Origin of the sequence: Xanthomonas sp. WCS2018Noco2-27 (assembly GCF_031843525.1) — a bacterium.
In the GTDB taxonomy this organism is placed as follows: domain Bacteria; phylum Pseudomonadota; class Gammaproteobacteria; order Xanthomonadales; family Xanthomonadaceae; genus Xanthomonas.
This window is the reverse complement of record NZ_JAVTIK010000003.1, coordinates 69,900-94,715: the sequence shown is the minus strand read 5'-3', so window position 1 is coordinate 94,715 and position 24,816 is coordinate 69,900. Positions and strand designations below refer to the sequence as shown.

Annotated in this window: 22 protein-coding genes and 2 other RNA genes; 9 read left to right on the top strand and 15 right to left on the bottom strand. The window is 65.5% G+C overall.

Annotated features, from left to right (window positions below; all coding sequences use genetic code 11):
- Window positions 1-111: 111 nt before the first annotated feature.
- From trpA to trpB, 3 genes are read right to left on the bottom strand one after another with little or no spacing between them, the layout of a single operon-like run.
- Window positions 112-933: a tryptophan synthase subunit alpha gene (gene trpA, locus RQH86_RS07925; protein WP_115554129.1), complete on the bottom strand. Its 822-nt coding sequence runs from the start codon at window positions 931-933 to the stop codon at window positions 112-114.
- Window positions 930-1,448, bottom strand: a complete 519-nt coding sequence (locus RQH86_RS07920) for a hypothetical protein (protein ID WP_311238350.1) — start codon at window positions 1,446-1,448, stop codon at window positions 930-932. The genes trpA and RQH86_RS07920 overlap by 4 nt, the downstream gene beginning before the upstream one ends.
- Complete coding sequence (gene trpB, locus RQH86_RS07915) at window positions 1,445-2,662, bottom strand: tryptophan synthase subunit beta (protein ID WP_055850419.1); 1,218 nt, start codon at window positions 2,660-2,662, stop codon at window positions 1,445-1,447. Before trpB ends, RQH86_RS07920 begins: the two co-directional genes overlap by 4 nt.
- A 107-nt stretch (window positions 2,663-2,769) precedes the next feature.
- On the opposite strand from trpB, the gene RQH86_RS07910 reads away from it, so the two are divergent.
- The gene (locus tag RQH86_RS07910; protein ID WP_311238349.1) at window positions 2,770-3,696 is read left to right on the top strand and encodes a LysR family transcriptional regulator; all 927 of its coding nucleotides are present in this window, start codon (window positions 2,770-2,772) and stop codon (window positions 3,694-3,696) included.
- Between the two features lie 401 nt (window positions 3,697-4,097).
- On the opposite strand, the gene RQH86_RS07905 is transcribed toward RQH86_RS07910, so the two are convergent.
- The 9 genes from RQH86_RS07905 to prmB all read right to left on the bottom strand — a co-directional run bounded on the left by RQH86_RS07905 (window position 4,098) and on the right by prmB (window position 13,474).
- Window positions 4,098-4,766 (bottom strand): phosphoribosylanthranilate isomerase, encoded by a 669-nt coding sequence (locus tag RQH86_RS07905; RefSeq protein ID WP_055850047.1) that lies wholly within the window; start codon window positions 4,764-4,766, stop codon window positions 4,098-4,100.
- Window positions 4,763-5,536, bottom strand: a complete 774-nt coding sequence (truA, locus tag RQH86_RS07900) for a tRNA pseudouridine(38-40) synthase TruA (protein ID WP_055850044.1) — start codon at window positions 5,534-5,536, stop codon at window positions 4,763-4,765. The genes RQH86_RS07905 and truA overlap by 4 nt, the downstream gene beginning before the upstream one ends.
- A 191-nt stretch (window positions 5,537-5,727) precedes the next feature.
- The gene (locus RQH86_RS07895; RefSeq protein ID WP_193552494.1) at window positions 5,728-6,099 is read right to left on the bottom strand and encodes a VOC family protein; all 372 of its coding nucleotides are present in this window, start codon (window positions 6,097-6,099) and stop codon (window positions 5,728-5,730) included.
- A gap of 8 nt (window positions 6,100-6,107) precedes the next feature.
- Window positions 6,108-8,078 (bottom strand): FimV/HubP family polar landmark protein, encoded by a 1,971-nt coding sequence (locus tag RQH86_RS07890; RefSeq protein ID WP_311238348.1) that lies wholly within the window; start codon window positions 8,076-8,078, stop codon window positions 6,108-6,110.
- 737 nt (window positions 8,079-8,815) lie between these two features.
- Window positions 8,816-9,841: an aspartate-semialdehyde dehydrogenase gene (locus tag RQH86_RS07885; protein WP_115513345.1), complete on the bottom strand. Its 1,026-nt coding sequence runs from the start codon at window positions 9,839-9,841 to the stop codon at window positions 8,816-8,818.
- 84 nt (window positions 9,842-9,925) lie between these two features.
- The gene (locus RQH86_RS07880; protein WP_311238347.1) at window positions 9,926-10,984 is read right to left on the bottom strand and encodes a D-glycerate dehydrogenase; all 1,059 of its coding nucleotides are present in this window, start codon (window positions 10,982-10,984) and stop codon (window positions 9,926-9,928) included.
- Entirely contained in the window at window positions 10,977-12,080 is a 1,104-nt protein-coding gene (gene aroC / locus RQH86_RS07875; protein WP_311238346.1) for a chorismate synthase, read from the bottom strand. The genes RQH86_RS07880 and aroC overlap by 8 nt, the downstream gene beginning before the upstream one ends.
- Complete coding sequence (locus tag RQH86_RS07870) at window positions 12,070-12,558, bottom strand: hypothetical protein (RefSeq protein WP_311238345.1); 489 nt, start codon at window positions 12,556-12,558, stop codon at window positions 12,070-12,072. The genes aroC and RQH86_RS07870 overlap by 11 nt, the downstream gene beginning before the upstream one ends.
- On the bottom strand, window positions 12,548-13,474 hold the full coding sequence (prmB, locus tag RQH86_RS07865) for a 50S ribosomal protein L3 N(5)-glutamine methyltransferase (RefSeq protein WP_115513348.1): 927 nt from the start codon (window positions 13,472-13,474) through the stop codon (window positions 12,548-12,550). Before prmB ends, RQH86_RS07870 begins: the two co-directional genes overlap by 11 nt.
- An 80-nt stretch (window positions 13,475-13,554) precedes the next feature.
- On the opposite strand from prmB, the gene RQH86_RS07860 reads away from it, so the two are divergent.
- From RQH86_RS07860 to RQH86_RS07845, 4 genes are all read left to right on the top strand, one after another.
- Window positions 13,555-14,205 carry an SCO family protein gene (locus RQH86_RS07860; protein WP_115513349.1) on the top strand — a complete coding sequence of 217 codons (651 nt, stop codon included), beginning with the start codon at window positions 13,555-13,557 and terminating at the stop codon, window positions 14,203-14,205.
- A complete protein-coding gene (gene asd, locus RQH86_RS07855) occupies window positions 14,202-15,050 on the top strand; it encodes an archaetidylserine decarboxylase (protein WP_311238344.1) in 849 nt (282 codons plus the stop codon). The genes RQH86_RS07860 and asd overlap by 4 nt, the downstream gene beginning before the upstream one ends.
- A 325-nt stretch (window positions 15,051-15,375) precedes the next feature.
- Window positions 15,376-16,359, top strand: coding sequence for a hypothetical protein (locus RQH86_RS07850; protein ID WP_311238343.1), 984 nt, complete (start codon window positions 15,376-15,378; stop codon window positions 16,357-16,359).
- Between the two features lie 61 nt (window positions 16,360-16,420).
- A non-coding RNA gene (locus tag RQH86_RS07845) (sX9 sRNA) lies at window positions 16,421-16,497 on the top strand.
- Window positions 16,498-16,536: 39 nt separating this feature from the next.
- On the opposite strand, the gene RQH86_RS07840 is transcribed toward RQH86_RS07845, so the two are convergent.
- Window positions 16,537-18,117: a transglycosylase SLT domain-containing protein gene (locus tag RQH86_RS07840; protein ID WP_115513352.1), complete on the bottom strand. Its 1,581-nt coding sequence runs from the start codon at window positions 18,115-18,117 to the stop codon at window positions 16,537-16,539.
- A gap of 283 nt (window positions 18,118-18,400) precedes the next feature.
- Between RQH86_RS07840 and RQH86_RS07835 the strand changes: the two genes are divergently transcribed.
- On the top strand, window positions 18,401-19,906 hold the full coding sequence (locus RQH86_RS07835) for a helicase HerA-like domain-containing protein (RefSeq protein ID WP_311238342.1): 1,506 nt from the start codon (window positions 18,401-18,403) through the stop codon (window positions 19,904-19,906).
- 23 nt (window positions 19,907-19,929) lie between these two features.
- Complete coding sequence (locus RQH86_RS07830; RefSeq protein WP_311238341.1) at window positions 19,930-20,451, top strand: hypothetical protein; 522 nt, start codon at window positions 19,930-19,932, stop codon at window positions 20,449-20,451.
- A gap of 200 nt (window positions 20,452-20,651) precedes the next feature.
- On the opposite strand, the gene nudK is transcribed toward RQH86_RS07830, so the two are convergent.
- Window positions 20,652-21,251 carry a GDP-mannose pyrophosphatase NudK gene (nudK, locus tag RQH86_RS07825; protein ID WP_115529103.1) on the bottom strand — a complete coding sequence of 200 codons (600 nt, stop codon included), beginning with the start codon at window positions 21,249-21,251 and terminating at the stop codon, window positions 20,652-20,654.
- A 432-nt stretch (window positions 21,252-21,683) separates the two neighbouring features.
- Between nudK and RQH86_RS07820 the strand changes: the two genes are divergently transcribed.
- Window positions 21,684-22,958 (top strand): hypothetical protein, encoded by a 1,275-nt coding sequence (locus tag RQH86_RS07820; protein WP_311238340.1) that lies wholly within the window; start codon window positions 21,684-21,686, stop codon window positions 22,956-22,958.
- Window positions 22,959-23,018: 60 nt separating this feature from the next.
- Window positions 23,019-23,089: non-coding RNA, sX9 sRNA (locus RQH86_RS07815), on the top strand.
- A 256-nt stretch (window positions 23,090-23,345) separates the two neighbouring features.
- Here the strand turns inward: RQH86_RS07815 and RQH86_RS07810 are convergent.
- Window positions 23,346-24,812: a rhomboid family intramembrane serine protease gene (locus RQH86_RS07810; protein ID WP_311238339.1), complete on the bottom strand. Its 1,467-nt coding sequence runs from the start codon at window positions 24,810-24,812 to the stop codon at window positions 23,346-23,348.
- Between the last annotated feature and the right edge of the window lie 4 nt (window positions 24,813-24,816).

The window sequence follows — 24,816 nt, the reverse complement described above, 5'->3', positions numbered from 1 at the left end:
CACAGCCTCGCACCGCTTGACGTCTACCCTCCCCTTCCCACAGGAGAAGGACTAACGCCGCACCGCCTTTCCCACGCAGGGAGCGCTAACCGGGCCTGCTGCGCAGGTGCCTCACTGCGCCTGATCCAGCGCCTGCCGCAGCGGGGCCAGGAAGGCTTCGGCGCATTCGCGGGCGCTGCGCACATCCTCGGCTTCGGCCAGGGCCGCGACCAGCGCGCTGCCGACCACGACACCATCGGCATCGACCGCCATCGCGGCGGCGCTGGCAGCATCCTTGATGCCGAATCCTGCCACCACTGGTGCGCCGGCGCGCTGGCGCAACTGGCGCAAGCGATCACTGGCCGCGTGGGTATCGAGCAGGTTCGACGCGCCGGTCACGCCGGCAAAGCTGACGTAGTACAGATAGCCCTGCGCGGTGCTGCACAGCATGTCCAGGCGCTGCTCGCTGGTAGTCGGCGAGGCCAGCGCGATCAGCGCCAGCCCGACCTCGGTGAAGATCTCGCGGGTTTCTGCCGCTTCTTCGGGAGGCAGATCGACCAGCAGCACGCCGTCCACACCGGCAGCGACGGCGGCTTCGGCGAAGCGGCGTGTGCCGTGAATCTCGATCGGGTTGAGGTAGCCCATCAGCACCACCGGGGTGGTGGCGTCTTCGCGGCGGAATTCGTGCACCGCTTCCAGCACGTAGGCCAGGCCGGCGCCACGCCCCAGCGCGCGCTCGGAGCTGCGCTGGATGGTGGGGCCATCGGCCATTGGGTCGGAGAACGGCACGCCCAGTTCGATCACGTCGGCACCGGCGCGCACCAGCGCGTGCATCACCGGCACGGTGGCTTCCAGCGATGGGTCGCCGGCGGTGATGAAGGGAATCAGCGCCTTGCGGCCGGCCTGACGCAGGGCGTCAAAACGCGCAGCGATACGGTCTGGCGCACGGCTCATGCGCAGCCCTCCACCAGTTGCACGGCGTCCCAGCTTCCCCAATACATCGATGTCACAGTGCCTTCTCCGGTTTCATAGCGAACGGCGAACCCGCCTTGCGGGTCGCGCCACGTCAAATAAAGAGCGTTGCCGCCATCGCGGCCGTACTTATGCGGTTGGACGCTGTAGCCCGATGGCAGGCGCGCACGCGCGTCCGCCTCGCTGTCGCCAACGCGGATACCGAACGGGCCCACCGGGCCGGAGTCGGTAACGTCGAAACGGACGATGCGATCGGCTTCGACCATCATCGCCACGCCGTTGGGTAACAGCCCGGCTTCCACATAGCCGCAATGTCCCAGCGGCCCCGCGTTGAGCGGCGCCCAGCGCGCACGTGGCTCCAGCTCACTGAAGCGCTGGCCAACACGTACCTCACCGCTGCGGTCCAGCATGGGGGCAGATGCCGCAGCACAGGCCAGCGCAGACATGCACAGCAGTGCCACACCACCGCCCAGCGTGCGCATCTGCGCTGCGATCACAGCACCATGCCCTCGCGCGCGGCGATGGTGTGCACGTCCTTGTCGCCACGCCCGGACAGGTTGCACAGGATCAGCGCGTCCTTGGGCATCTCGCGCGCCAGCTTGATCGACTGCGCCACTGCGTGGCTGGATTCCAGCGCCGCAAGAATGCCCTCGGTGTGCGCCAGCAGATGGAAGGCCGCCATCGCCTCGTCGTCGGTGATGCCCTGATACACGGCACGACCACTGTCGGACAGGAACGCGTGCTCGGGGCCGACGCCGGGGTAATCCAGGCCCGCGGAGATCGAATGGGTTTCAGTGATCTGGCCGTCGTCGTCGCAGATCACGTAGGTGCGGTTGCCGTGCAGCACGCCGGGGCGTCCGGCAGCGATGGACGCGGCATGGCGGCCGGTGGCGATGCCGTCGCCGGCGGCTTCGGCGCCGTAGATCTTGACGCCCGGATCGTTGAGGAACGCGTGGAACAACCCGATGGCATTGCTGCCGCCACCGACGCAGGCGCTGATCGCATCCGGCAGGCGGCCATAGTCCTGCAGCATCTGCTCGCGTGCTTCGCGACCCACGATCGCGTTGAAGTCGCGCACCATGCGCGGATACGGGTCCGGGCCGGCCACCGTGCCGATGATGTAGAAGGTGTCGCGCACATTGGTGACCCAGTCGCGCATCGCTTCGTTAAGCGCATCCTTGAGCGTGGCCGAGCCGGAGGTCACCGGAACCACCTTCGCGCCCAGCAGCTGCATCCGGTAGACGTTGATCTTCTGCCGTTCGATGTCGGTGGCGCCCATGTAGACCACGCACTCCAGGCCCAGCCGTGCCGCCACCGTGGCACTGGCCACGCCATGCTGGCCGGCGCCGGTCTCGGCGATGATCCGGGTCTTGCCCATGCGGCTGGCCAACAGGGCCTGGCCGATGGTGTTGTTGATCTTGTGCGCGCCGGTATGGTTCAGGTCTTCGCGCTTGAGCAGGATTTGCGCCCCGCCCACTTCGCGACTGAGCCGCTCGGCGTGATAGATCGGGCTGGGCCGGCCGACGTAGTGTTTGAGGTCCTTGTCGTATTCGGCGATGAACGCCGGGTCCTGACGCGCCTGATCGTAGGCGGCAGAGAGTTCCTGCAGCGGGCCGATCAAGGTTTCGGCGACAAACCGGCCACCGAACTTGCCGAAGTGGCCGGCAGCGTCGGGATAGGCGTAAAAGTCACTGATGGGCTGGGCCGACATGGAGATCCTCTGCAGCGATGCGGTCATACGCGAAGCCGTCACCTTACCGCAGCCAGGCAATGCGATAAATCGATAAGATTGCCGCAACCTGTGATCTGGACTCACACATGAGCACCGTGCTTCCACCGCTGGCGGCGTTGCGCGCCTTCGAGGCCGCCGCACGCCTGCAAAGCGTCAGCCGCGCCGCGCAGGAACTGCACGTCACCCATGGCGCCATCAGCCGCCACGTCCGTTCGCTGGAACAGGCGCTGGGCGCGGCGTTGTTCGCCCGCCAGGGCCGCGGCCTGGTGCTGACGGCTGCCGGCGCCCGCCTGCGCGATGCCACCGGCGAAGGCTTCGCGCTGATCGCCGATACCTGGGCTGCGTTGCAACGCCCGGCCAGCGAGGCACCGCTGGTGCTGGGCTGCTCGGGCAGCCTGCTGGCACGCTGGGTGATTCCGCGGCTCGGCCTGCTGCAGCGCGACCTGCCCGACCTGCGCCTGCACCTATCGGCCAACGAACAACCGCCCGGCCCGGATCTGGACGGCCTGGACGCCGCCTTGCTGCTGGACACCCCGCCGTGGCCCGGCGAATGGCAGGTGCACGAGCTGGGCGTGGAATGGATCGGCCCGGTGCTGAGTCCGCAGCTGGCAAGCGCGTTGCAGATCGACGGAAAACCTCCGGCCGCCCTGCGCGACCACCGCCTGCTGCACACACGCTCGCGACCGCAAGCCTGGCCGGAATGGGCACAGGCGCATGGCGTGGCGCCCGACGCGCTGCGCTTCGGCACCGAATTCGAGCATCTGGTGTATCTGCTGGAAGCTGCCGCCGCCGGCCTGGGCATCGCAATCGCCCCGCATCCACTGGTTGCCGCAGATCTGGCGGCCGGCCGGCTGTTGGCACCGTGGGGATTCACCGCCACGCGCGGGCGCTGGGTGCTGTGCGCCGCCAGGCGCAATCCGGACCCACGCATCGAACGCCTTGCCGCCTGGTTAGGCGAGGCATTGTCCAAGGATCAGTTCACGCCAACGACGCCGAATACGGGTGGAGCCTGAGCTTCCATCGCGAAATCGCCTCGCCAAGCAGCGCTCAAGCGCGGCTGACAGACCGTAACAAGCAGTCGTTGGGATGGGCGTGGCTGGCACGCTTGGAACCGGAGGGCATGCGTACTCGATGCCACAACGAGCAGCGGCCGCGCCCGCCGACGGTGAGCGCAGCAGCTTTGTCAGCTGCACTGAAGGCGACTGCGCGCGTTACAAGATGAGCGCAGCGGCTCAAGGGATTTGCAGGGTTCAAAGAGTCTGGGCAAACGGCTAGGTGTCGAATGAACAAATGACTGGGTGCGACCGCTCACCATTAACAAACACGAGCCACAAGCAGCCGTCCACAACCAATCACGCCACCGCAGCAAACCCGCCCTTACCAATCCCCAATCCCAACTCACCACTCCCGAAACTCACGACATCTCGTGGCAATCGGCCCGCCGCACTTCTTCCACGAACTTGCGCATCTTGTGGCCGTCCTTGATGCCAGGCGCCAGCTCCACGCCACTGGACACATCTACGCCCCACGGCAACGTCGCCACGATCGCGTCGAACACATTGTCGGCAGTGATGCCGCCGGCAAGCAGAAACGGGCGATGCAGCCCGGTGGGTAGGCGCGACCAATCGAAGGTCTTGCCGGTGCCACCGCCTGCGCCAGGCGCATGGCTGTCGAACAGGAAACCGGCCGAATTGGGAAAGGCCAACTGCAAGGTACGTGCGTTGGCGTCCTCGCCGTTCACCCCGGCGCTGCCCATCGGCACTGCCTTGAGGTAGGGCAGATTGAAGCTGCGGCAGAACGCGTCGTCTTCCTCGCCGTGGAACTGCAGCAGGGTCGGCCGCACGGTGCGCACCACTTCGCGGACTTCTTCCTTGGAGTTGTTGCGGAACAGGGCCACCACATCGACCATCGGCGCGGTGGCCTGGCGCATCGCGCGCGCTTCGGCCGGCGCCACGCGGCGCGGGCTGCCGTGCGCGAAGATGAAACCCACCGCGTCCACACCCAGCTCCCCGGCCAGTCGGATGTCTCCGGCGCGGGTCATGCCACAGAACTTGATACGGGTGCGGTACAGCGATCGATTCATTGGGTCACCTCGGCAGGCAGATGCCACTCTGCAGGATACAGAGGCCCGATAAACACCAGGCCTTGTGGCGGCGCTGTTGGCCCGGCAACCGTGCGGTCGCGCCCGGCGAGCAACGTCGCGATCCAGTCGGTCGGTTGCTCGCCGGTTCCGATCAAAATCAGCGAGCCAACAATATTCCGCACCATGTGATGAAGGAATGCATTGGCCTGGACCTGCACCTCCACCACCTCGCCGATGCGCTGCACGGTAATGGCCTGCAGGTTGCGGCGCGCATGCAGGGCCTGACATTGCACGCTGCGGAACGCGCTGAAGTCGTTTTCGCCCAACAGCGCCTGCGCGGCGGCATGCATGGCATCGGCATCGAGCGGCCGACGCTCCCAGCTCAGCGTCTGTCGATACAGCGCCGGACGGATCTGACGATTCAGCAGGCGGTAGCGATAACGGCGCGCACGCGCGGAAAAACGCGCATGAAAATCGTCGGCGGCCGGCACGCACCATCGCACCGCGATCGACGGCGGCAGCCGCGCGGTGGTGCCCAGCATCCAGCCACGCAGTTCGCGCCGCGCGTCGCTGTCGAAATGCACCACCTGGCATTCGCCATGGACGCCGGCATCGGTGCGCCCCGCGCACACCACCTGGATCGGCGCGTCGGCGACCGACGACAACGCCGCCTGCACGCTGGCCTGCACACTCGGCCCACCGTGCTCGCCCAACTGCTGCCAGCCCTGAAACTCGCTGCCGTCGTACTCCACGCCCAGCGCGTAACGCATCGGTACCTGCCTGTTGATTGAATCGGTGAGGCGTCTGCATCACATGTTGCGAACCGCTAAGCGCGCAGTCGAGCAGTGACGCCGACAGCGCGCGACGGATGCTGCCGGTGCATGGTACATCCCGGCCACTCGCCCACAGCGTTTGCCGGCGACCCGCCGTCGTCGTCGGCTTGCGTCATCGACAGCTGGCGTCAAGCCGCGGCGCGCTCGGACCAGACCGCCAGCGTGCTGCCGCCGGGCTCGCGGAAATGAAACCGGCTGCCACCGGGAAAGCCGAACACCGGCTTGACGATCTCGCCGCCTGCCGCGCGCACGCGCTCCAGCATCGGTGCCAGGTCGTCGGCATACAGCACCACCAACGGGCCACCTTCTGCCGGCGCGGGCACCGTGGTGCGATAAAAGCCCCCGTCCAGACGGCCGTCGTTGAAGGCCAGGTAGTCCGGGCCATAGGCCTGAAACTGCCAACCGAACACGGTCTCGAAGAAGGCTCGGCTGGCGTCGGGATCGATGGAGGCAAACTCCACGTAATCGATCCGCCGCTCGCGCACCGTGACGCTATCCATGGCCGGACTCACGTCAGCCGTTCCAGCAACTGGGCCGCTTCGGCGCGGGTGGCGTCGTCGCCGGTGGCGGCGACTTCGAGCAACAGACCGCGTGCGGTGTCCTTGTCGCCCAGGTCCATGTAGGCCACCGCCAATTCCAGGCGATCGCGCCCGGCCGAGGCGAATTCCCTGTTGCTCACCGCATTGGGCGTCCCCACCGGGACGGCCGGGGCCTGCTCGACATCGTCGGGATGTTGCAGCATGTGATTGAAGTCGAAGCCGTCCTGGACAGAGGCAGCCTCTGGCGCCGGTGGGCGCTCACCAAGGGCGTACTCCGGTTCGATCTGCGGCGACGACACATCAGAGTCCTGAGCAACCTCAGGTTCCTGATAGGTCGCTTCGGGCTCCGCCACCGGCGCCGGCGGGGATGCGCGCAGCGCACGCCATTCGTCGCTGTTGATCACTGGAGCCACAGCCACCGGTTCGGACAGCAGCGGTTCGCGACGCAACACGTCCGACAGCGGCGTTTGCGCATCATGGGCGCGCTCGTCTTCGCGCAGGTTGGCCTGTTCGAATTCGGTTTCGTGCAGCACATCGTGCTCGCTGGGCTCGGTGGCCTGCGGGCCGTCCTGCTGCTCGGTGGTCTCCACTGAAGCCAGGGGCGGTGCGAAGTCGAACTGGCGGCGCGGCAACGGCGGCAGCGGCGAGGGTTTGCGGCGACGCGCCGCCAGCCATGCGACCACGGCCGCCACGATAAACACCAGACCTCCGATCAACCACAGCGGAAAGCCGCCGCCTTGCGGGGTGGCCTGCGGCGCATCGGCCAGACGCTTCTGCGCGGCCGCCAGGTCGGTGTCCTTCATGGCGATCAAGGCTTGCTGTTGCTGCTTGAGCTTTTCCAGATCGGCCACGCGCGAGCGCAGGTCCTGCAGCTCAGCATCGCGGGTAGCGATGTCTTCCTTGGCCTGTTGCAACTGTTGGTTGGCCGCCATCTCGCCCTCGCCTTCGGCACTGGTGCCGGACGTGGCGCCGGCGGTATTGGTCTGACTCGCCACTGCCGGGGCGATTTCGAGCCGCGCGCCGGCACCGGCCGCGGTGGATGCCGCCGGTGCGGCAGGGGCAGGCGTCGCTGCAGCAGCGGCACCGGCATCGGCCGGCTGCGGAATGGCCGAGCGCGCCTGCCGCCACTGGGCAGCCTGCTCGCGCACCATCACCGCCGCTTCGGCCGCACCGACCTGCGCCAGCGCGTCTTCTTGCGGAGTGCGCAACACGGCGCCCTGTTTCAAGCGATTGATGTTGCCGTTGACGAAAGCGTCCGGATTGGTCCGCAGCAACGCCAGCATGGTCTGATCCAGCGAATGTCCGCTCGAGCGTGCCAGGCCCGCTGCAATTTCCGACAAGGTCTGGCCCGAGCGCACAGCCGGCAATGCATCGCCGGTCTGCGTGGCGGCGGGCGCGGTTGCGGCCGCGCGCCTTGGCGCAGCTGCAGCGCCAGCGTCCCGGTCAGTGCGCTCCACCGCCGGAGCCGCCGCCGGCTCGCGTGCAATCGTGTTGCTGGCGCCGGCACGCGGCGCGTCGATGGCCGGTTCGGCAATCGCGGCAGCGGTGTTGGGCGCATCGACCAACGCAGCATATTCGCGCACCAGACGGCCCTGGCTCCACTCCACTTCGATCAAAAAATTGATCGCTGGCTGGTCCACCGGCTGACTGCTGGTCACGCGGATCACCGCACGCCCGCGCGCATCCTGCGCAAATTGGAACTGCAGGCTGCTGACCAGACCCTGCGGCCGCTCTAGACCGACGCGCGCAAAGGTGGTTGCCGATGCCAGCGCCACACGTGCGTTGTCGAGCTCGCCCGGCTCGTTGGAAATGACCGGAATCTCGGCCACCAACGGTTGCCCGGGTTTTGACAGCACCCGGATATCGCCCAAGCCCAACGCCATGGCGGCGCCGCTGCACGCCATCAGCAGCAACGCACCTATCCCTTGTATCGGACGCATCGCGCCCCTGCCCCTATGTTTCATGGACATCAATATAGCCGCTGAATGAGCGAAAAAGTCGTTCGTGCCTCGCGCATGCGCCGCACTTGCGATGCCGCAATGCGACATCGGTGCAGATGCGCAGCTGCCGATCGTGAATCGGTAGGCCGATCAACCCATCACATAAGAAGGTAGAAGACCTGCTGCGGCTGCTGCGGGGGGTGCGTAGAGCGCAGCAGCTTCTACTGCTGCCTTGATCGATATCGGCTTGTGCAGAGATCGATCGCGGCCGGACCTTTGCGAGCTGGGCCAACCGGGGCTTCATTCGAAAGCGCAGTGCAGTGCAGTGCGATCAGTCTTCGCCGCCAATGCATGTCACATGCGAGCGCCTTCTTACGACAAGCACTTTCTTACCCCGACACTAGGTCGTCAAAAGCTTCAACCCACCAGCTCTTGTAGGAGCGCACCTGGGCGCGATGAGGCGCCACAGGGACAGCCCTCGCGCTCAGGCGCGCTCCTACACGGCAGGTGGATCGACTTTCATTTGTGACCAGACCAGTCTCAGGTGCGTTGCTTCGAAGGTAGCTGCAGGGAATGCATGCCCCATAGAAGTGCCCCTCTACGCAGGACACTTCGTTACCAACACGCTAGCTCGTTGACGGCAAAAACCCACTGGCTCGTGCAGGAGCGCACCTGGGCGCGAGGACGCGTCATGGGGACAGCCCTCGCGCTCAGGCGCGCTCCTACATGGCAGTGGATCAACCTTCCTGCGCGACCAGTTCGGCCAGCTGCACGGCGTTGAGTGCGGCGCCCTTGCGGATATTGTCGGAGACGATCCACAGATTGAGACCACGCGGGTGCGATAAGTCCTCACGAATACGGCCGACGAACACCGCATCCTTGCCCGAAGCATGCGTCACCGGCGTCGGGTAGCCGCCCGCCTTGTGCTCGTCCACCACTTCCACGCCCGGCGAGGCTTCCAGCAGCGCGCGCGCGGCTTCGACGGTGATCTTTTCGCGGGTCTCGATGGCGACCGCTTCGGAGTGGCCGAAAAACACCGGCACGCGTACCGCGGTGGGATTCACCTGGATGCTCTCGTCGCCCAGGATCTTGCGGGTCTCCCAGACCAGCTTCATCTCTTCCTTGGTGTAACCGTTGTCCTGGAAGTCGTCGATGTGCGGGATCAGATTGAAAGCGATCTGCACCGGGAAGCGCTGCGGGTCGATTTGCTGAAAGCTCAACAGCTCGCTGGTCTGCTTGCCCAGTTCTTCCATCGCCGAGCGGCCGCCGCCGGACACCGACTGGTAGGTCGCCACGTTGATGCGCTCGATGCCGTACTTGCGGTGAATCGGGCCCAGCGCCACCAGCATCTGCATGGTCGAGCAATTGGGATTGGCGATGATGCCGCGCGGGCGCTGCTTGAGCGCTTCGGGATTGACTTCCGACACCACCAGCGGCACGTCGTCGTCGTAGCGGAACGCGGAGGAATTATCGATCACCACCGCGCCGGCAGCGGCGAACTTGGGGCCGTATTCCTTGGACACGCTGCCGCCTGCGGAGAACAGCGCGATGTCCACGCCGGTCGGGTCGAAGTCGGCCAGATCCAGCACGTCGACCTTGCCGCCATTGAACTCGACCTGCCCACCGGCCGAGCGCGCCGAGGCCAGCGCGTACAAGTTGGCGACCGGAAAGTTGCGCTCGGCCAGGATGCTCAGCATGGTTTCGCCGACAGCGCCGGTGGCGCCCACGACCGCGACATTGAAACGACGGTTTTCGTTGCTCATGAGAATGTCTTTATCGAAAGAGTGAAGAGGGGAACGCGCTGCGCGTGGGTTCGGGGAACCTCCAACGCTGGCTGTGGAGGTTCCCTATCGTTTGGTCGCGCCGGTTTTGCTGGCGTCCACGATCGTACCGCCGCGTTTGGCGGCTGCGATCGCATCGGCATTGAGCGCGCTCGGCGGATGCCCGGCGTTGGGACCATGGCCGAGCGCGGCAATCAGGTTGTCCACCGCCAGCTGCACCATGGCACGGCGCGTGGCCAGGCTGGCGCTGCCGATATGCGGGGTAAGCACCACGTTGTGTAGCGCCAGCAGTTCCGGGCGCACCGCGGGCTCACCTTCATAGACATCCAGACCGGCACCGGCAAGACGCCCATTGGCCAACGCATCGGCCAACGCGAGCTCATCGACGATGCCGCCGCGCGCGATGTTCACCAGCGTGGCGGTGGGCCGCATCTTGGCCAGCGCGGCAGCGTCGATGATGTGGTGCGACTGCTTGCCGTAAGGCAGCACCAGCACCAGGTGATCGGACTGCGCCAGCAAGCTGTCGAGGTCGACGTAGTGCGCGTTGAGGTCCTGCTCGGTCTGCGCCGGCAACCGGCTGCGGTTGTGATACAGCACGCGCATGCCGAAGCCGTGCGCGCCGCGGCGTGCGATGCCCTGCCCGATCCGGCCCATGCCCAGGATACCGAGCGTGCTGCCGTGGATATCGGCACCGAGCATGGTCTTGAACGACCACTGCCCCCACTGCCCGTCGCGCAACCAGCGCTCGGCCTCGGTGATACGGCGCGCGGTGGCCATCAACAACGCAAAGCCCAGGTCGGCGGTGGTTTCGGTCAACACGTCGGGCGTATTGCTGGCCAGGATGCCGGCCGCGCTCAGCGCGTCGATATCCAGATTGTTGTAGCCCACACCAACATTGGCGATGGCGCGCAGCTGCGGGGCCGATGCGATTTCGGCCGCGCCCACGCGCTCGTTGAGCGTGATCAGTGCGCCATCGACGCCGGCCAGGTGCGCGGCCAGCTGCTGCGACGAATACGCGGTGACGCCCGCAGTGGTGGTCAGCGCAAAATGCGCGCTCAGCTGTTCGACAACGTCGTCGAACAGCGGCTGGCTGACCCAGACCTTGGGGCGTGTCGTTTCAGACATCAATCTGACCGGGGATGCGTGGCGAGATCTCGCCGACATCACCGCATTGCGCGCGATGACGCAGCGCCTGATCCATCAGCACCAAGGCCATCATCGCTTCGGCGATCGGAGTGGCGCGGATGCCCACGCATGGGTCGTGCCGACCGGTGGTGATCACATCCACGACCGTGCCGTCTGCGTCCACGGTCGCACCGGGCAGGCGCAGGCTGGACGTCGGCTTGAGCACCATCGACGCGGTCACCGCCTGGCCGGTGGAAATGCCGCCCAGAATGCCGCCGGCGTGATTGCTGAGAAAGCCTTCCGGGGTGATCAGGTCGCGGTGTTCGGTGCCCTTTTGCGCGGCACTGGCAAACCCATCGCCGATCTCCACGCCCTTGACTGCATTGATGCTCATCATCGCGGCAGCCAGCTCGGCATCGAGCTTGCCGTAGATCGGCTCGCCCCAGCCTGGCGGCACGCCGCCGGCCACCACGTCCACGCGCGCACCGACCGAATCGCCGGACTTGCGCAGCGCGTCCATATAGGTTTCCAGCTCCGGCACCTGCTCGGCGTGCGGCCAGAAGAACGGGTTGTCTTCGACCGCATTCCAGTCGAAACCGGTCGGGCGGATCTCGCCCAGCTGCGACAGATACCCGCGTACCAGCACGCCGTAGCGCTGCTGGAGCCACTTTTTGGCGATGACGCCCGCGGCCACGCGCATGGTGGTTTCGCGCGCAGACGAGCGCCCGCCGCCGCGTGGGTCGCGGATGCCGTATTTCTGCCAGTAGCTGTAGTCCGCATGGCCGGGACGGAACTGCTGGGCGATGTTGCTGTAGTCCTTGCTGCGCTGATCGGTGTTGCGGATCAGCAGCCCGATCGGCGTGCCGGTGGTGCGGCCTTCGTACACGCCGGACAGGATCTCGATCTCGTCGGCTTCGCGGCGTGCCGAAGTATGCCGGCTCTTGCCGCTGGCACGGCGTTGCAAGTCCAGGGTGAACTCTTCCGGCGCCAGTTCCAGGCCCGGAGGGCAGCCATCGACAACGCAGCCGATCGCCGGCCCATGCGATTCGCCGAAGGTGGTGACCGTCAACAGGCGGCCGAAACTGTTACTGCCCATAACGGCATCCTCTCAACATTGCAGCAGGTGGCAGCGCGCGCACGATGCGCGGCAGATGCCGTGCCGCCAACAGCATCGGTGCCACGGCCAACACACTGCCGACCACCACCAGAAACAGGTCCAGCGCGAATCGCCCACTGAGCAGCCACTCGGCGAGCAGATACAGCGCCGTGCCGACCCCACCCAGCAAGCCAAGCGCCACGCCCACGCTGCGGCGCCGATGCGCACGCAATGCCGCATCCGAGCTGGCCGCCACGATCCAGGCCGATACCAGGCCGAAGAACGCGATCGACCCGAAGCCGATCTGCGCTGCGACGCTCCACCAGCCCTGCGCGGTCGGACCGCCGTACATCGGGTCAAACAGCTGCAATACCACGTCGACCAAAGCGAACGGAATGGCCGCCCCGAAGACGGACACCGGCACCAGCAGCACGATATCGATCAGCTGCGGACGGGATACGGGCGCCTTAGCGCGCACCGGCCAACTCGGTGATGCGCGCGCTATGCGCGATCAACTCGCGGCATTCCACCGCAAAGATGCCCATCTGCCCAACCTTGAACTCCACCCAGGCCAGGTCCACTTCCGGCAGCAGCTTGATCAGATGCTGCTCGGACTCGCCTACCTCGCAGATCAACAGGCCGTCTTCGCTCAGGTGCTGCGGCGCATCGCGCAGGATCTTCAGCACCAGGTCCAGGCCATCGTCGCCGGCACGCAAGCCCAGCTCCGGCTCGTAGGAATACTCCTGCGGCAGCGCGTCGGTCTCGTCGTTGGTGACGTACGGCGGATTGGTGACGATCAGATCGTACTGACGGCCCGCCAGCCCGGTGAACAGGTCGGACGTGAGCAAGCTGACGTTGTCGGCATGCAGGCGCGCTTTGTTTTCAGCGGCCAGCGCCAGCGCGTCGTCGCTGATGTCCACGCCATCCACCTCCCAATGCGGGTTGTAGTGGCCCATGGCGATGGCGATGCAGCCCGAGCCGGTGCACAGGTCCAGCGCGCGGGTGACTTCGCGACCGCCCAGCCAGGGTTCGAAGCCGGCTTCGATCAATTCGGCGATCGGCGAGCGTGGCACCAGGGCGCGTGCGTCGCTCTTGAAACTCAGGCCGGCAAACCAGGCTTCGCCGGTCAGATAGGCCGCCGGCACGCGTTCGGTGATGCGGCGCTCGAACAGGCCCAGAACTCGTTCTTTTTCGTCACGCAGCAGACGCGCCTGCCCATACGCCGGGCCCAGGTCGTGCGGCAGATGCAGGCTGTGCAGCACCAGCTGGGTGGCTTCGTCCAGCGCGTTGTCGTAGCTGTGACCGAAGGTGAGACCGGCTTCGTTGAAACGGCTGGTGCCGTAGCGGATCAGGTCGATGATGGTGTGCAGTTCGTCGGCCGCGGCGGCAGTCATGGCAACAACTTAAAAGGAATCGGCCCACGATTATAGAGGTCGGATCGGTATCATGAGCGTCCGTTGCACTGGAAACCGCCATGTTCAATCGCAATACCGGCATCGTGCTACTGGTGGCGCTGGCCGCCGGTCTTGGGTTGTTGCTGGGCCAGAAGTTCTTCGGCGGGACGCCCCGCTCGCCCTGGCCGCCCACCCAGACCATCACTTTTTACCCGCAGCCGCGCCCCTTGCCGCAGTTCAGCCTGCGCCAGTCCGATGGCACCCAGCTGGTGTCTGGCGAACTGAAAGGGCATTGGACGCTGGTGTTTTTGGGTTTCACCTTCTGCCCGGATGTCTGCCCGACCACGCTGACCGATCTGGCGGTGGCGCAGCAGCAGTGGGAAAGCATCCCCGACGGGCTGCGCCCGCGCGTGTTGTTCGTGTCGGTGGATCCGCAGCGCGACCCGCCTGCGCGGCTGGGTGAGTACGCCCACGCCTTTCACAAGGACACGCTGGCGGCCACCGCAGACGTGCCGGCGCTGGAACGCTTTGCCACCGCGCTGGGCTTGGTATTCCAGAAGGTGCCGGGCAAGAACTTCGATCAGAACCCCAACGACTACAGCATGGATCACTCGGCTGGCATCGCCGTGCTCGACCCGCAAGGCCGCCTGACCGGCCTGATCCGTCCGCCGCTCGACCCCAAGGCGATTGCCGCCGACCTCCAACAGCTGACCAAGGTAACCGCTCCGTGAGTTTCGTCACTTCCCTGACCTACGTGCTGCCGCATCGGTTGCTGTCCTCCATGGCACGCGCGCTGGCGTACTCGGACACGCCTTCGACCAAGCAATGGTTGATCGACACGGTGACGCGCAAGTTCGGGGTAGACCTGAGCGAAGCGCAGGAACCGGACCCGCGCGCGTACCCCACCTTCAATGCGTTCTTTACCCGCGCTTTGAAGCCGGGCGCACGCGTGCCCGATGCCGACCCGGCAACCGTATTGATGCCGGCCGATGGCCGTATCAGCCAGCTCGGCCCGATCGAGAACGGGCGTATTTTCCAGGCCAAGGGCCAGTCCTTCACCGCAGCCGAATTGCTCGGCGACGCGGCAGCGGCGGCGCCGTTCAACGACGGCCTGTTCGCGACGGTGTATCTGTCGCCCAAGGACTACCACCGCGTCCACATGCCGTGGACCGGCACCCTGCGCGAAACCGTGCATGTGCCCGGCCGCCTGTTCAGCGTGGGCCCGGATGCGGTGCGCAACGTGCCGCGGTTGTTCGCCCGCAACGAGCGCCTGGTGTGCCACTTCGACACCGAGTTCGGCCCGATGGCCTCGGTGATGGTGGGCGCGCTGCTGGTATCTGGCGTGGAAACGGTGTGGAGCGGCGTGGAAATCCCACGCTACGGCGACCGCATCACGCGCAAGGATTACCGTGGCAAGGGAATCGTCTTGGAGCGCTTTGCGGAGATGGCGCGCTTCAATTACGGCTCGACGGTGATCGTGCTGCTGCCGCCGGGTGTGGCCAAGCTCGATGGCGCACTTGCTGCTGAAACGTCGGTGCGTCTTGGGCAGGCACTGGCACGTCGCCAGGTGGGTTGACGCGGGGCGAAGCGGCCAGCATTCGGATGCTGCATTTGATTGAGGCGCGGCTCGACGCTGATCGTGTTGCTGCCCCTTGGCGTGGCCACGCTTGCCGGTGGATTGGCTGTAGAAACGTCGGTGCGGCTGGGGGCAGGCGCTGGTGGCCTGGGCCGCAGCGACGCGGCCGGTCGCGTTGTTGTTGGTTGTTGGTTGTTGGTTGTCGTTACTCGTCACCTCATTCTTTCAAAGCACGTTGCATCGCTGGAAACAGCCAGCGCACGCTGCACCCGCTCTTTCACCTGCACTTCCAGCCGCCGGATATCGGCGGTTTTCAGGATCTTCGATGACAACACGGATGTTGCGCTGGCCGCTGGCGATTGCGCTGCTCACGGCAGTGACCGGCTGCGGCCACAAGAGCGAGCAACAACAGTTGGACGATCTGCGCGGTGGCCTGCAATACCGGGGCTACCGGCACTTCAGCGAACAGGGCTTACCGATCGCATTTGCGGCGTATCAGCGTGGCGGTGCCCTGCTGGAGACCCCACCCGCGCCGTTGACCACCGACGACATCTGCATGCTGCACGCGATGCTGTCCTACACGGCGCTATCGGCGAACAAACTGCTGCCGGCGATCGCCGAGGCCGACCTGCTGGAGCGCGATTGCGCTCCCCAGGGGCGCGTGATCGCCACCGCATTGCGCTCGGTGGCCTACGAACGCAAGCAATGGCCGCAACTGGCGCAACAGTCCAGCGACAGCCTGTGGAAAAACAGCGCCGATCCGGAAGGCGACTTCGCCACATTGGTGATGTTGCATGTGGTGATGGCCTATGCCGCGATGCAGGACAAGCGCTGGGAAAACGTGGTGCTGCATGTCGATGCGATTGCGCTGGCGGTGCGTGCACCGTGGCTGGGCGAACTGGCACGCGCCGGGCTGGACCTGGCCGAGCACCGTTATCTGGCTGGCTTACGCCGTCTGAAACGGCTCAGCGAAAATCCAGGCGTACCGCCGGAGGTGCGCGCCGAACTGCAGACCTTGATCCTGCATGTGGAAGCCGAGAGCGGCGACCTGGATTCCAATCTGGTCATCGCCCGCATCCTCAGCCGTTTCATGTGGCAGGCGATCAAGCAGAACGGCTCACCGGTGATGCAGCAGGCGATGCAGTTTGCAGAGCAGCAGGCGCAGCGCTTTGGTCCCGAGGCGTTGCGCCAGAGCTGGCGTGCGCGGTGGACGCAATGGTGGGACGGCCTCAAGGCACGCTGGAGCGAGGACAGCGGCTTGCCGCCCTCCTCGCAGGCAGGTACGGCACCAGCTGCGCCGCCGGCTTAAACACCGCTGACAAAACGACTGCGCTCACCGCCAGGCGGGCGCAGCCGGTACTCGGTGCGGCATGGACCACGCGTGCACGTCGTTCCTGAGCGTCCCGTCGATACCCAACTGACGACTGCTCGCTACATTTTTTCAACCGCTCCAAGTGCTGCAATCTGCGATCGCAGCACCTCACACTCAGCGGTCGCAGCCTGCCAGCTTGATGCTCTGCCCTGGCTTTAACGCATAGGCCGGTGCCTTCAGGCCATTGGCCTTGGCCAGTTCCTTGATCTCGCACTGGTACTTCTGCGCCACGCGGCCGAGCGTGTCGCCCTTGGCGATGGTGTAGCTGCGCGCCTGCTTTGCCTTCGGTTTGGTGACCGCCGGCTGGCCGGTGGCCACGGTGGTCGGCACGCCAGCCATCGGACTGACATCGCCCACCGCCACCGTCGGCGTGTACTCGGTTGCGCTGCTGCGCACGATGGCGCTGTTGAGATCGGCTGTGATCAAGGTGCGCGCCAGGTCCGCACGCGGACCGTTCACGCAGTAACGCGTGTAAAGGCTGGCGATGCGGTTGGTGGCGTTGATGACGGTGCCGGCCGGAATCCAGCCATCGGGTTCATAGCGCGGGTTGAGGTTGCGCAGTGCGCGCATATAGCCCTCGCGGACGCCCATGCCGCCCAGGCAAATCGTCAACTCATAGATCGTGGTGGACTTGGCGAGCTTGAGCGTGGCCGGCTGCGCGTCGAGCTTGGGGAAATCGACGCCGTACTGGCGCGGGTGCAGGAAGATCCACGCCGCCGCGATCACCATCGGCACGTAGTCCTTGGTTTCGGCCGGGAACTGGTTGTAGACGTCCTGCTCCCAGAATCCACGCCCGCCGGTCTGCGAAAACACCCGTGCAGCACGGCCTTCGCCACCGTTATAGGCAGCCAGCGCCAGCTCGATACTGCGATTGAGCCCGGCCATGCGCTCGTTGAGATAGGCGGCGCTGGCTTCGGCGGCGCTGCGTGCATCAAAGCGCGTGTCGAAACCGCTGCCGTCCGGGCCCAGCCCGAAACGCCGCCCGGTGGCCGGCATGAACTGCATCAGCCCGGCCGCACCGGCGCGCGAATTGGCGTGCACCTTGCCGTTCGATTCCTTGGCCATGATGCCGAACAGCAGCGCCTCGGGCAGGCCGCGTTTCTGCCATTCCGGCCACATCACGCCGCGCAGATTGCTGTAGTTGTCGTAGCTGGTCATCAACGCCGGGCGCATATCGGTCAGCCAGCGGCGGATGCCGGCCTGCACGGCCGGGTTGTACTGCACCATCTTGTCGAACTCGTGGCGCTGGTCGTTGAGCAGGGTGGCCGCACGCGCCGCTTCGGGCACGCCATTGGCGGCCGGGCCGAGATGATCCGGGTCGGCCTGCAGCAGGGTGTCGTCGTCTTCCGGGTCTTCGGCGGCAGGCGCTTCGGCATCGGCACGCGCCTTGAGCAGGCGCTTATAGGTAGCCAGCTGATTGGCAACCAGACAGCCGCGCTGCTTGATGCAGGCGTCGATGACATCCTCCATGTCCTCCAGTGCGGCGTCGCCTTCGGCGGTGCCCTTGGGGTCGGAGTTGTTCACCAGCACCAGCGCATCGCGGTAGCGCTTTTCGGCCGCAGCCATGCGTGTATCGAGCACGGCAGCCTTCTCCGTGTCGCGCTTGGAGATGGCGTGGGCGGCGGGGACGACAGACATCAGCGCCACCACAGCCAGGACAGGCCATGGGCGCAAACCAAAATGAGCGAGCGGCATCGGAGACAGTGCAGCGGAAAGGCAGGCAGGGTAGCCGCCGGGACGACACCGGGGCAAGGCAACGCCGCCGGCAGGTCAGTGGCGCGTTAGCTTGGCGCGCCTGCCCGATCCATTGAAAACGGGCGAAGCCGGTTGTCTGGCAGCGGCGAGCACGGTGTCGACCTTGCTGGAGACAGGCGCCGGCTCACCGCACAGCCTGACCGCCAGAACCCATACGTCGCCCGCCGATTTGTGCGGCAACGTTGCCCGCTAGAATCCGGTCTTTCCTCACCAGATCTGCCCAATGGCCTCGTTCCTGCTCGGCAAAGGCGTCACCGACGATATCCCGGTCGTGCTCGAAGGCCGCTTCGGCAACCGCCATGGTCTGGTGGCCGGCGCCACCGGCACCGGCAAGACCGTGACCCTGATGACCCTGGCCGAAGGCTTCTCGCGCTTGGGGGTACCGGTGTTCCTGGCCGATGTGAAAGGCGACGTGGCCGGCCTGGCCGTGGCCGGCGACGGCGCGCCCGGCGTGCTGCAGCGCGCCACGGATGTAGGCATCGCCGATTACGCACCGGCCGCCAGCCCGGTGGTGTTCTGGGACCTGTACGGGCAGCTCGGCCACCCGGTGCGCACCACGGTGAGCGAAATGGGCCCCACCCTGCTCGCCCGCATCCTGGAACTCAACGACACCCAATCCGGCGTGCTGGACATCGTCTTCAAGCTAGCCGACGACCGCGGCCTGTTGCTGCTGGATCTGGACGATCTGCGTGCCCTGCTCGCGCTGGTGGTGGAAGAACGCAAGGAGCTATCCACCAGTTACGGGTTGGTCTCGGCGCAATCGGTGGCCGCGATCCAGCGCGCGCTGCTGCGGCTGTCGCAGGACGGCGGCGAGCAGTTCTTCGGCGAACCGGCGCTGGAACTGGCCGAGCTGATGCGCGTTGCGCCAGACGGACGCGGAGTAATCGGCGTCCTGGCGGCCAACCAGTTGGTGCTCAAGCCGCGGCTGTATTCGACCTTCCTGCTATGGCTGCTGTCGGAATTGTTCGAAGGCCTGCCGGAAGTGGGCGATCTGGACCAGCCCAAGCTGGTGTTCGTCTTCGACGAGGCGCATTTGCTGTTCGAGGACGCGCCTGCGGCGCTGGTGCAGCGCATCGAGCAGGTGGTGCGATTGATCCGCTCCAAGGGCGTGGGCATCTATTTCTGCTCGCAGTTTCCCGATGACATTCCCGACAACATTCTTGGCCAGCTCGGCAACCGCGTGCAGCATGCGCTGCGCGCCTACACGCCGCGCGACCAGAAAGCGGTCAAGACCGCGGCGCAGACCTTCGTGGCAAATCCCAAGCTCGATGTGGCCACCGCCATCTCCAGCCTGGGCACCGGCGAGGCGCTGGTGTCGCCACTGCAGGGCAAGGGCGTGCCCGCGCCGGTGCAGCAAACCCTGATCGCCCCGCCGCGCTGCCGCATGGGCGCCATCAGCGCACCCGAACGCGCGCAGGTACGCGCGGCCAGCCCGGTGGGCACGCGCTACGACACCGCGATCAACCGCGAATCGGCAGCCGAGCTGTTGGCACGCCGCGTGGAACAGGTCGCCGCGCAGACCGCCGCCCCGCCCGCCCGCACCCGCGAGGAGGAGGAAACCCAGGACAGCGGTTTCGGAAAAGCGGTCAAGGACGCGGTGTTCGGCACAGGCCGCCGCCAGGGCATGTTGGAAACGATGGCCAAACAGACATCGCGCACTATCGGCAGCAAGATCGGGCAGCAGATCGTGCGCGGGATTTTCGGCAGTATTTTTGGTGGGAAGCGTTGAACCCAAACAAATGAGGAAGCACCATGAGCAAGGATGCAAAGAAGACCCTGCTGGCCTGCACGATTGCCCTCGTGCTTGTCGTCATCAGCACGGCCTCAGCAGAACAGAAAGATCGGAGTGACCTTTGGTCTCTAAAGCGGCAGCAGGTACTGACCGGCACCTACACAGGGCAACTCACCTCCTACACGCAAGACTGCCAGACTGTCCGCGCAGAGCTTTTTCTTTCGATGCCGACTCCCAGCAGAAACATGCAGCGTTACACGTTAAAAACCACCTGCATCGCTGGCAACCAACTGAACCTCCCTCCCCGCAAGATTACCGGTGCCTGGGACATGGACGAGGGGAGCGGTAGCTGTCTGGTGCTCAACTTCATCGATGTAGACGATCCGATGGTAGGACCGAACATCTACGGGTTTGCCGTCGAAGAGGATCCTCTCCCCTCGGACCACAAGCACCCCATTTACATCCTCGCTCAAGACGGCCATAACTGCCACAGCGGCAGATCTCCGGAATACGACGACAAGGTGCTAAGAAGGGTGCGCTGACAACGGCACGCCTTTTTGCGCGAAGGACTGTGGCGAGTAAAGACCAGTAATTTAATGGGTTGGCTCTCTACAACAGCTCTACTTCTACGGACTACGAGCACTGCTGCGCAAGACTCGCAATTTCGCGGTCGTCGTAAGACGATGACGCGACACCTTCGCCGTCTAGCCACGCCAGTACTCTGAGGAAGCTTATTTTCAGGTTAATTCAGCACGCCATGCAATTTGGCGTACTGCAGCAACATGATGGTCTTGGCGTCGGCGATCTCGCCGGACGCGATCATCGCCAGCGCAGCGTCGAGCGACAGTTCCAGCACCTCGATCTCTTCGCCGTCTTCTTCCACGCCGCCACCGTCGCTCACCTTGTCGCCGTCGAAGTATTCGCCGACGAAGAAGTACAGGCGTTCGGTGACCGAGCCCGGGCTCATGAAGGCCTCGAATACCTTGCGCACGTTGTCGATGCGGTAGCCGGTTTCTTCTTCGGTTTCTTTGCGGATGCAGGTCAGCGCATCGTCATGGTCGAGCAAGCCGGCGCAGGCTTCGATCAGCATGCCATCCGGGTTGCCATTGAGCAGCGTCGGCAGGCGGAATTGCCGGGTCAGCATCACCGTCTGCCTGGCGCGGCTGTAGAGCAAGATGGTGGCGCCATTGCCACGGTCATACGCCTCGCGCGACACCGTCTGCCAGCGGCCGTCCTTGCGCTGGAAGTCGAAGGTGACCTTGCGCAGCACATACCAGTTGTCGGACAACACATCGATGCTGCGAATGCGAACCTGCGGGGTGTCGGCGACAGATGGATTCAAGCAGAACTCCTTGCGATAGGGGGAATGACTGCGCCACCGCGATTACACGTCAGCGCGTGCCGCCTGCAGCAACGTCGCCACATGGCCGGCAGCCGACCGGTAGCGAACCATAGGTTCCACGCAGAAGTCCATTGCGCGGCCGATGGTTCCTGATGTTCGATGGCTCGCCCGTCGCAATGCGTTCAATCGTTGTAAGCCAGCTACGTGCCGGCGGCACCATCGGCGCTTTTTTGCAGCTGACCATGCAGGACCCACCTACGCCGCCTGCCCACGCCACGATATCCACGGCGCCAGGCAGCGCAGCCGCAGGATTGCGTGCGGCAGGCAGCGGATCCCACCCAGCCCGACGTCACCGGGCAGCCGCGCTAGCACAATTGCACCCAGCTGCGCATCGCCGCACAATCCCGGCACATCACACGCTTGGGGAGCGTCATGGAAGACCGTTTTCGCGCGCACAGGGTTGCCGCGCAGGCTGTACCTGCACCGTTTTGGACCCGCATCCCGGCGATCGCCACTTATCCGCTGCGCGGCTCGGCGCTGTATGCGCTGATCGCACTGACGCTGTGCAGCGCGCTGCTGGTCCTGCCGGGCATCCTCAAACTGGTGGTCATGGGCGTGCTGGGCATGGCGACCTACACCTATGCCTTCGATATCCTGCGCCACACCGCAGATGGCCAGCCCGATGCGCCGAAGCTCGGCTACAACAGCTTCGACAGCGCGGTGCTGCGTCTGATCCTGCTGGCCTTTGCACTGGGCATCGTGATCGGCGTCGCCGCCGCGCTTGCAGGTAAATTCGGGCTGACCATCGCCTATCTGGGCACAATGCTGTTGTTGCCCGGCATGCTGATCTCGCTCGCCATCGATGGCAGCCTGCGCCGCGCGCTCAACCCGGCGGTGTCGATCGACATGGCGCTGCGGATCGGCTGGCCGTATCTGGCTGCCTACGGCCTGCTTTATGTGATCCAGGGCAGCGGTACGGCAGCGGTCTTCGTCGCACTGAAATATCTGCCGCCGCTGGTACGCGAGGCGACGGTGATGATGACCTCGATCTGGACCCTGTTCGCCAGTTTTCATCTGCTGGGGTATCTGGTGTACCAGTACCACGAAGCGCTGGGCTACGTCCCCAGCGGCGGGGATGTGCACGAACGCGCCGACCCGGATCAGCGCCTGCTCGACGAGGCCGAACAGTACGTGCGCGACGGTCATTCCGACGAGGCGTTCCAAGCCTTGCGTGGCGCGGTACGCTCGCGCGCAGTGAGCCTGGCAGTGCACGAGTTGTATCAACGCCTGCTGCGTCAGCACCATCGCAACGACGAGCTGCGCGAGCACACCCGGCAGTACATCAACCGCTTGCTGCAGGAGAAGCAGGAGCGCCGCGCGCTTGCGTTGCAGCGCGAAGCCCTGGACAGCGACCCCGCGTTTACCCCGCTGCTCCCGGAACAGGCCACGTTGCTGGCCGAGCGCGCCAAGATGGCCGGGCAGTTTCAGCTTGCGACCGATGGGCTGCTGGCCGCCATCGCAGGCTGGCCACGCGATCCGATGCTGCCGAGCTGGTCGCTGGATGCCGGGCTGATGCTGGCCGAGCGTTTCGGCCGCGATGAGCAGGCGCGCGTCATCCTGCAAAGCGCCTTGGAGCATTGCGACGATGCCGCACAACGCGCAAAGCTGGACGCGGCGTTACGGGCGGTTGCGATCCAACCGGCGTAGCGCATCTAACAAAACGACTGCGCTCACCGCCAGGCGCGCGCAGCCGGTGTGCGGTGCGGCATGGACCACTCGTACGCCCTCTCCGCGCAGTCCACACCCACCTGACGACTACTGGCTACATTCTGTTAGCCGCTCTTGGCAGTCCAACACACATCGCCGCAGCCGGACGGTGGCGGCCAGCCCTCAAAACCGGTTTGACCCACCTCATAAAGCGCCTGCATAGCCGAAAGTGCGCGCGCTCGGCTCTCAGAACGGCATGTAGTGAGTACTGAGCGCACCATCCAATCGTACCGACGACCGCTCGCTGGGCTCGGCTGGCCGCTGCTGATACGGCTTTAAAACGCCTGCCACCGATACCTCCGAAATCCACTCGAACACGCAGCTGCGTCAACCGTTCTCAAGCAGGAAACGCGCTTTGACCGCCTGCCCCTGCTCCGGAAATTGATCGCGCACCAGCTGCAACACCCGCGTGCGCTGTTCGCCGGCCTGCAGTTCGCCGTGCCGCAACGCCAGCACAAACCACTGTTGGGCCAGTTCGGCGCGTGGCGCCTCGATGTCGCACTCCTTCAACAAACGCTCGGCATCGGCCAGCAACCCGGTACGCAGGCACGCGCCGACCAGGGCCATGCGTGCCGGTAGCGCAACGGCGATCGTGTCCTTGCTCAGTTCTGCTGCCACGCCTAGCTGGACGCGCGTCTGCTGTGCGTTATGGCTGGGCAGGTGCAACAGCGTCTGTGCATGGCGCACGGCGTCCTGCGTGCGGCCGGCGTTGCGGGCCACGCGGTAACGGGCCAGCGCAACGTCCGGGCTGTGTGGCGTCTCGCTGGCAAGCTCGGCGAGCAGCCGCTCGGCTTCAAGGTTCTCCATGCGACCCAGATGGCGCTGCGCACGCTCCCAGCGGTCGTCCACCTGTGCGGCAGAATCCTCGTCCATGAAGGCCGGGCGGGTTTGCCGCACCGCCACCAACAACGCACCGAGCAGCGCACCGCTGACCAAGCCGCCGGCATGCGCTTCGAAGGCGACACCGCCGTTATCGCTGCCCAGCAGGCTGTACAACTCCCAGCCCAGCCACAGTGGCAGCAGCAGAATCGCCGGCCCACGCACGTAGTTGAAGACCACAAAAAACCAGTAGAAAAACCGCACCCGACGGCGGCCCCACACCACGCAGAACGCCCCCATCAATGCGGCGATCGCACCGGACGCGCCCAGCCCGCCGCCGGGCTCGCCCCAGCGCCACCACAGACTCGCTGCGCTGGCCCCAAACCCGCCCAGTAGATAAAGCAGCAGAAACCAGCCGCTGCCGATCGCCCCTTCCAGCAAGGTGCCCAGCGCCAGCAGAAACACCATGTTGCCGAGCAAATGATCGAAGTCGCCATGCAAGAAGGTGGCCGTCAGCATCCGCGCCGGCGACCACTCCGAACTGCGTTGCAGATGACGCAGCGTGAACACGCTGGACAGGCGGGCATCGTAAGGCGCACGTAGACCGCGCCATTCGCGCATCTGCTCCTCGTCCTTAAACAACGCGCCGCCGCGCAACGCCTGCGCAAAGGCGACATCGTGCAGCGTCAGATGGGCCAGATACGCGATGCGCTGCGGCGCCGGCACGCTGTCCAGCTTGCCCTGCCGCGCGGTGCGCAGTTTGGCGTCGGTAGTCTGCGCCAGGTAGCGTGCGTGGGCCTGCGCTTCCAGTGTGCCCAGCCCCGACGCGACGTAGTAATGCACGGCGTTTTCGACCAGCGCATCGTCCTTGCGCTGATAGCCTACATAGACAACGACATTGATCAGCACCAGCAGCAGCGTCACCCACGGAATGTTTTGGCGCGACCAGGGTTTGTGCAGCGGCATGAGCAACATGACA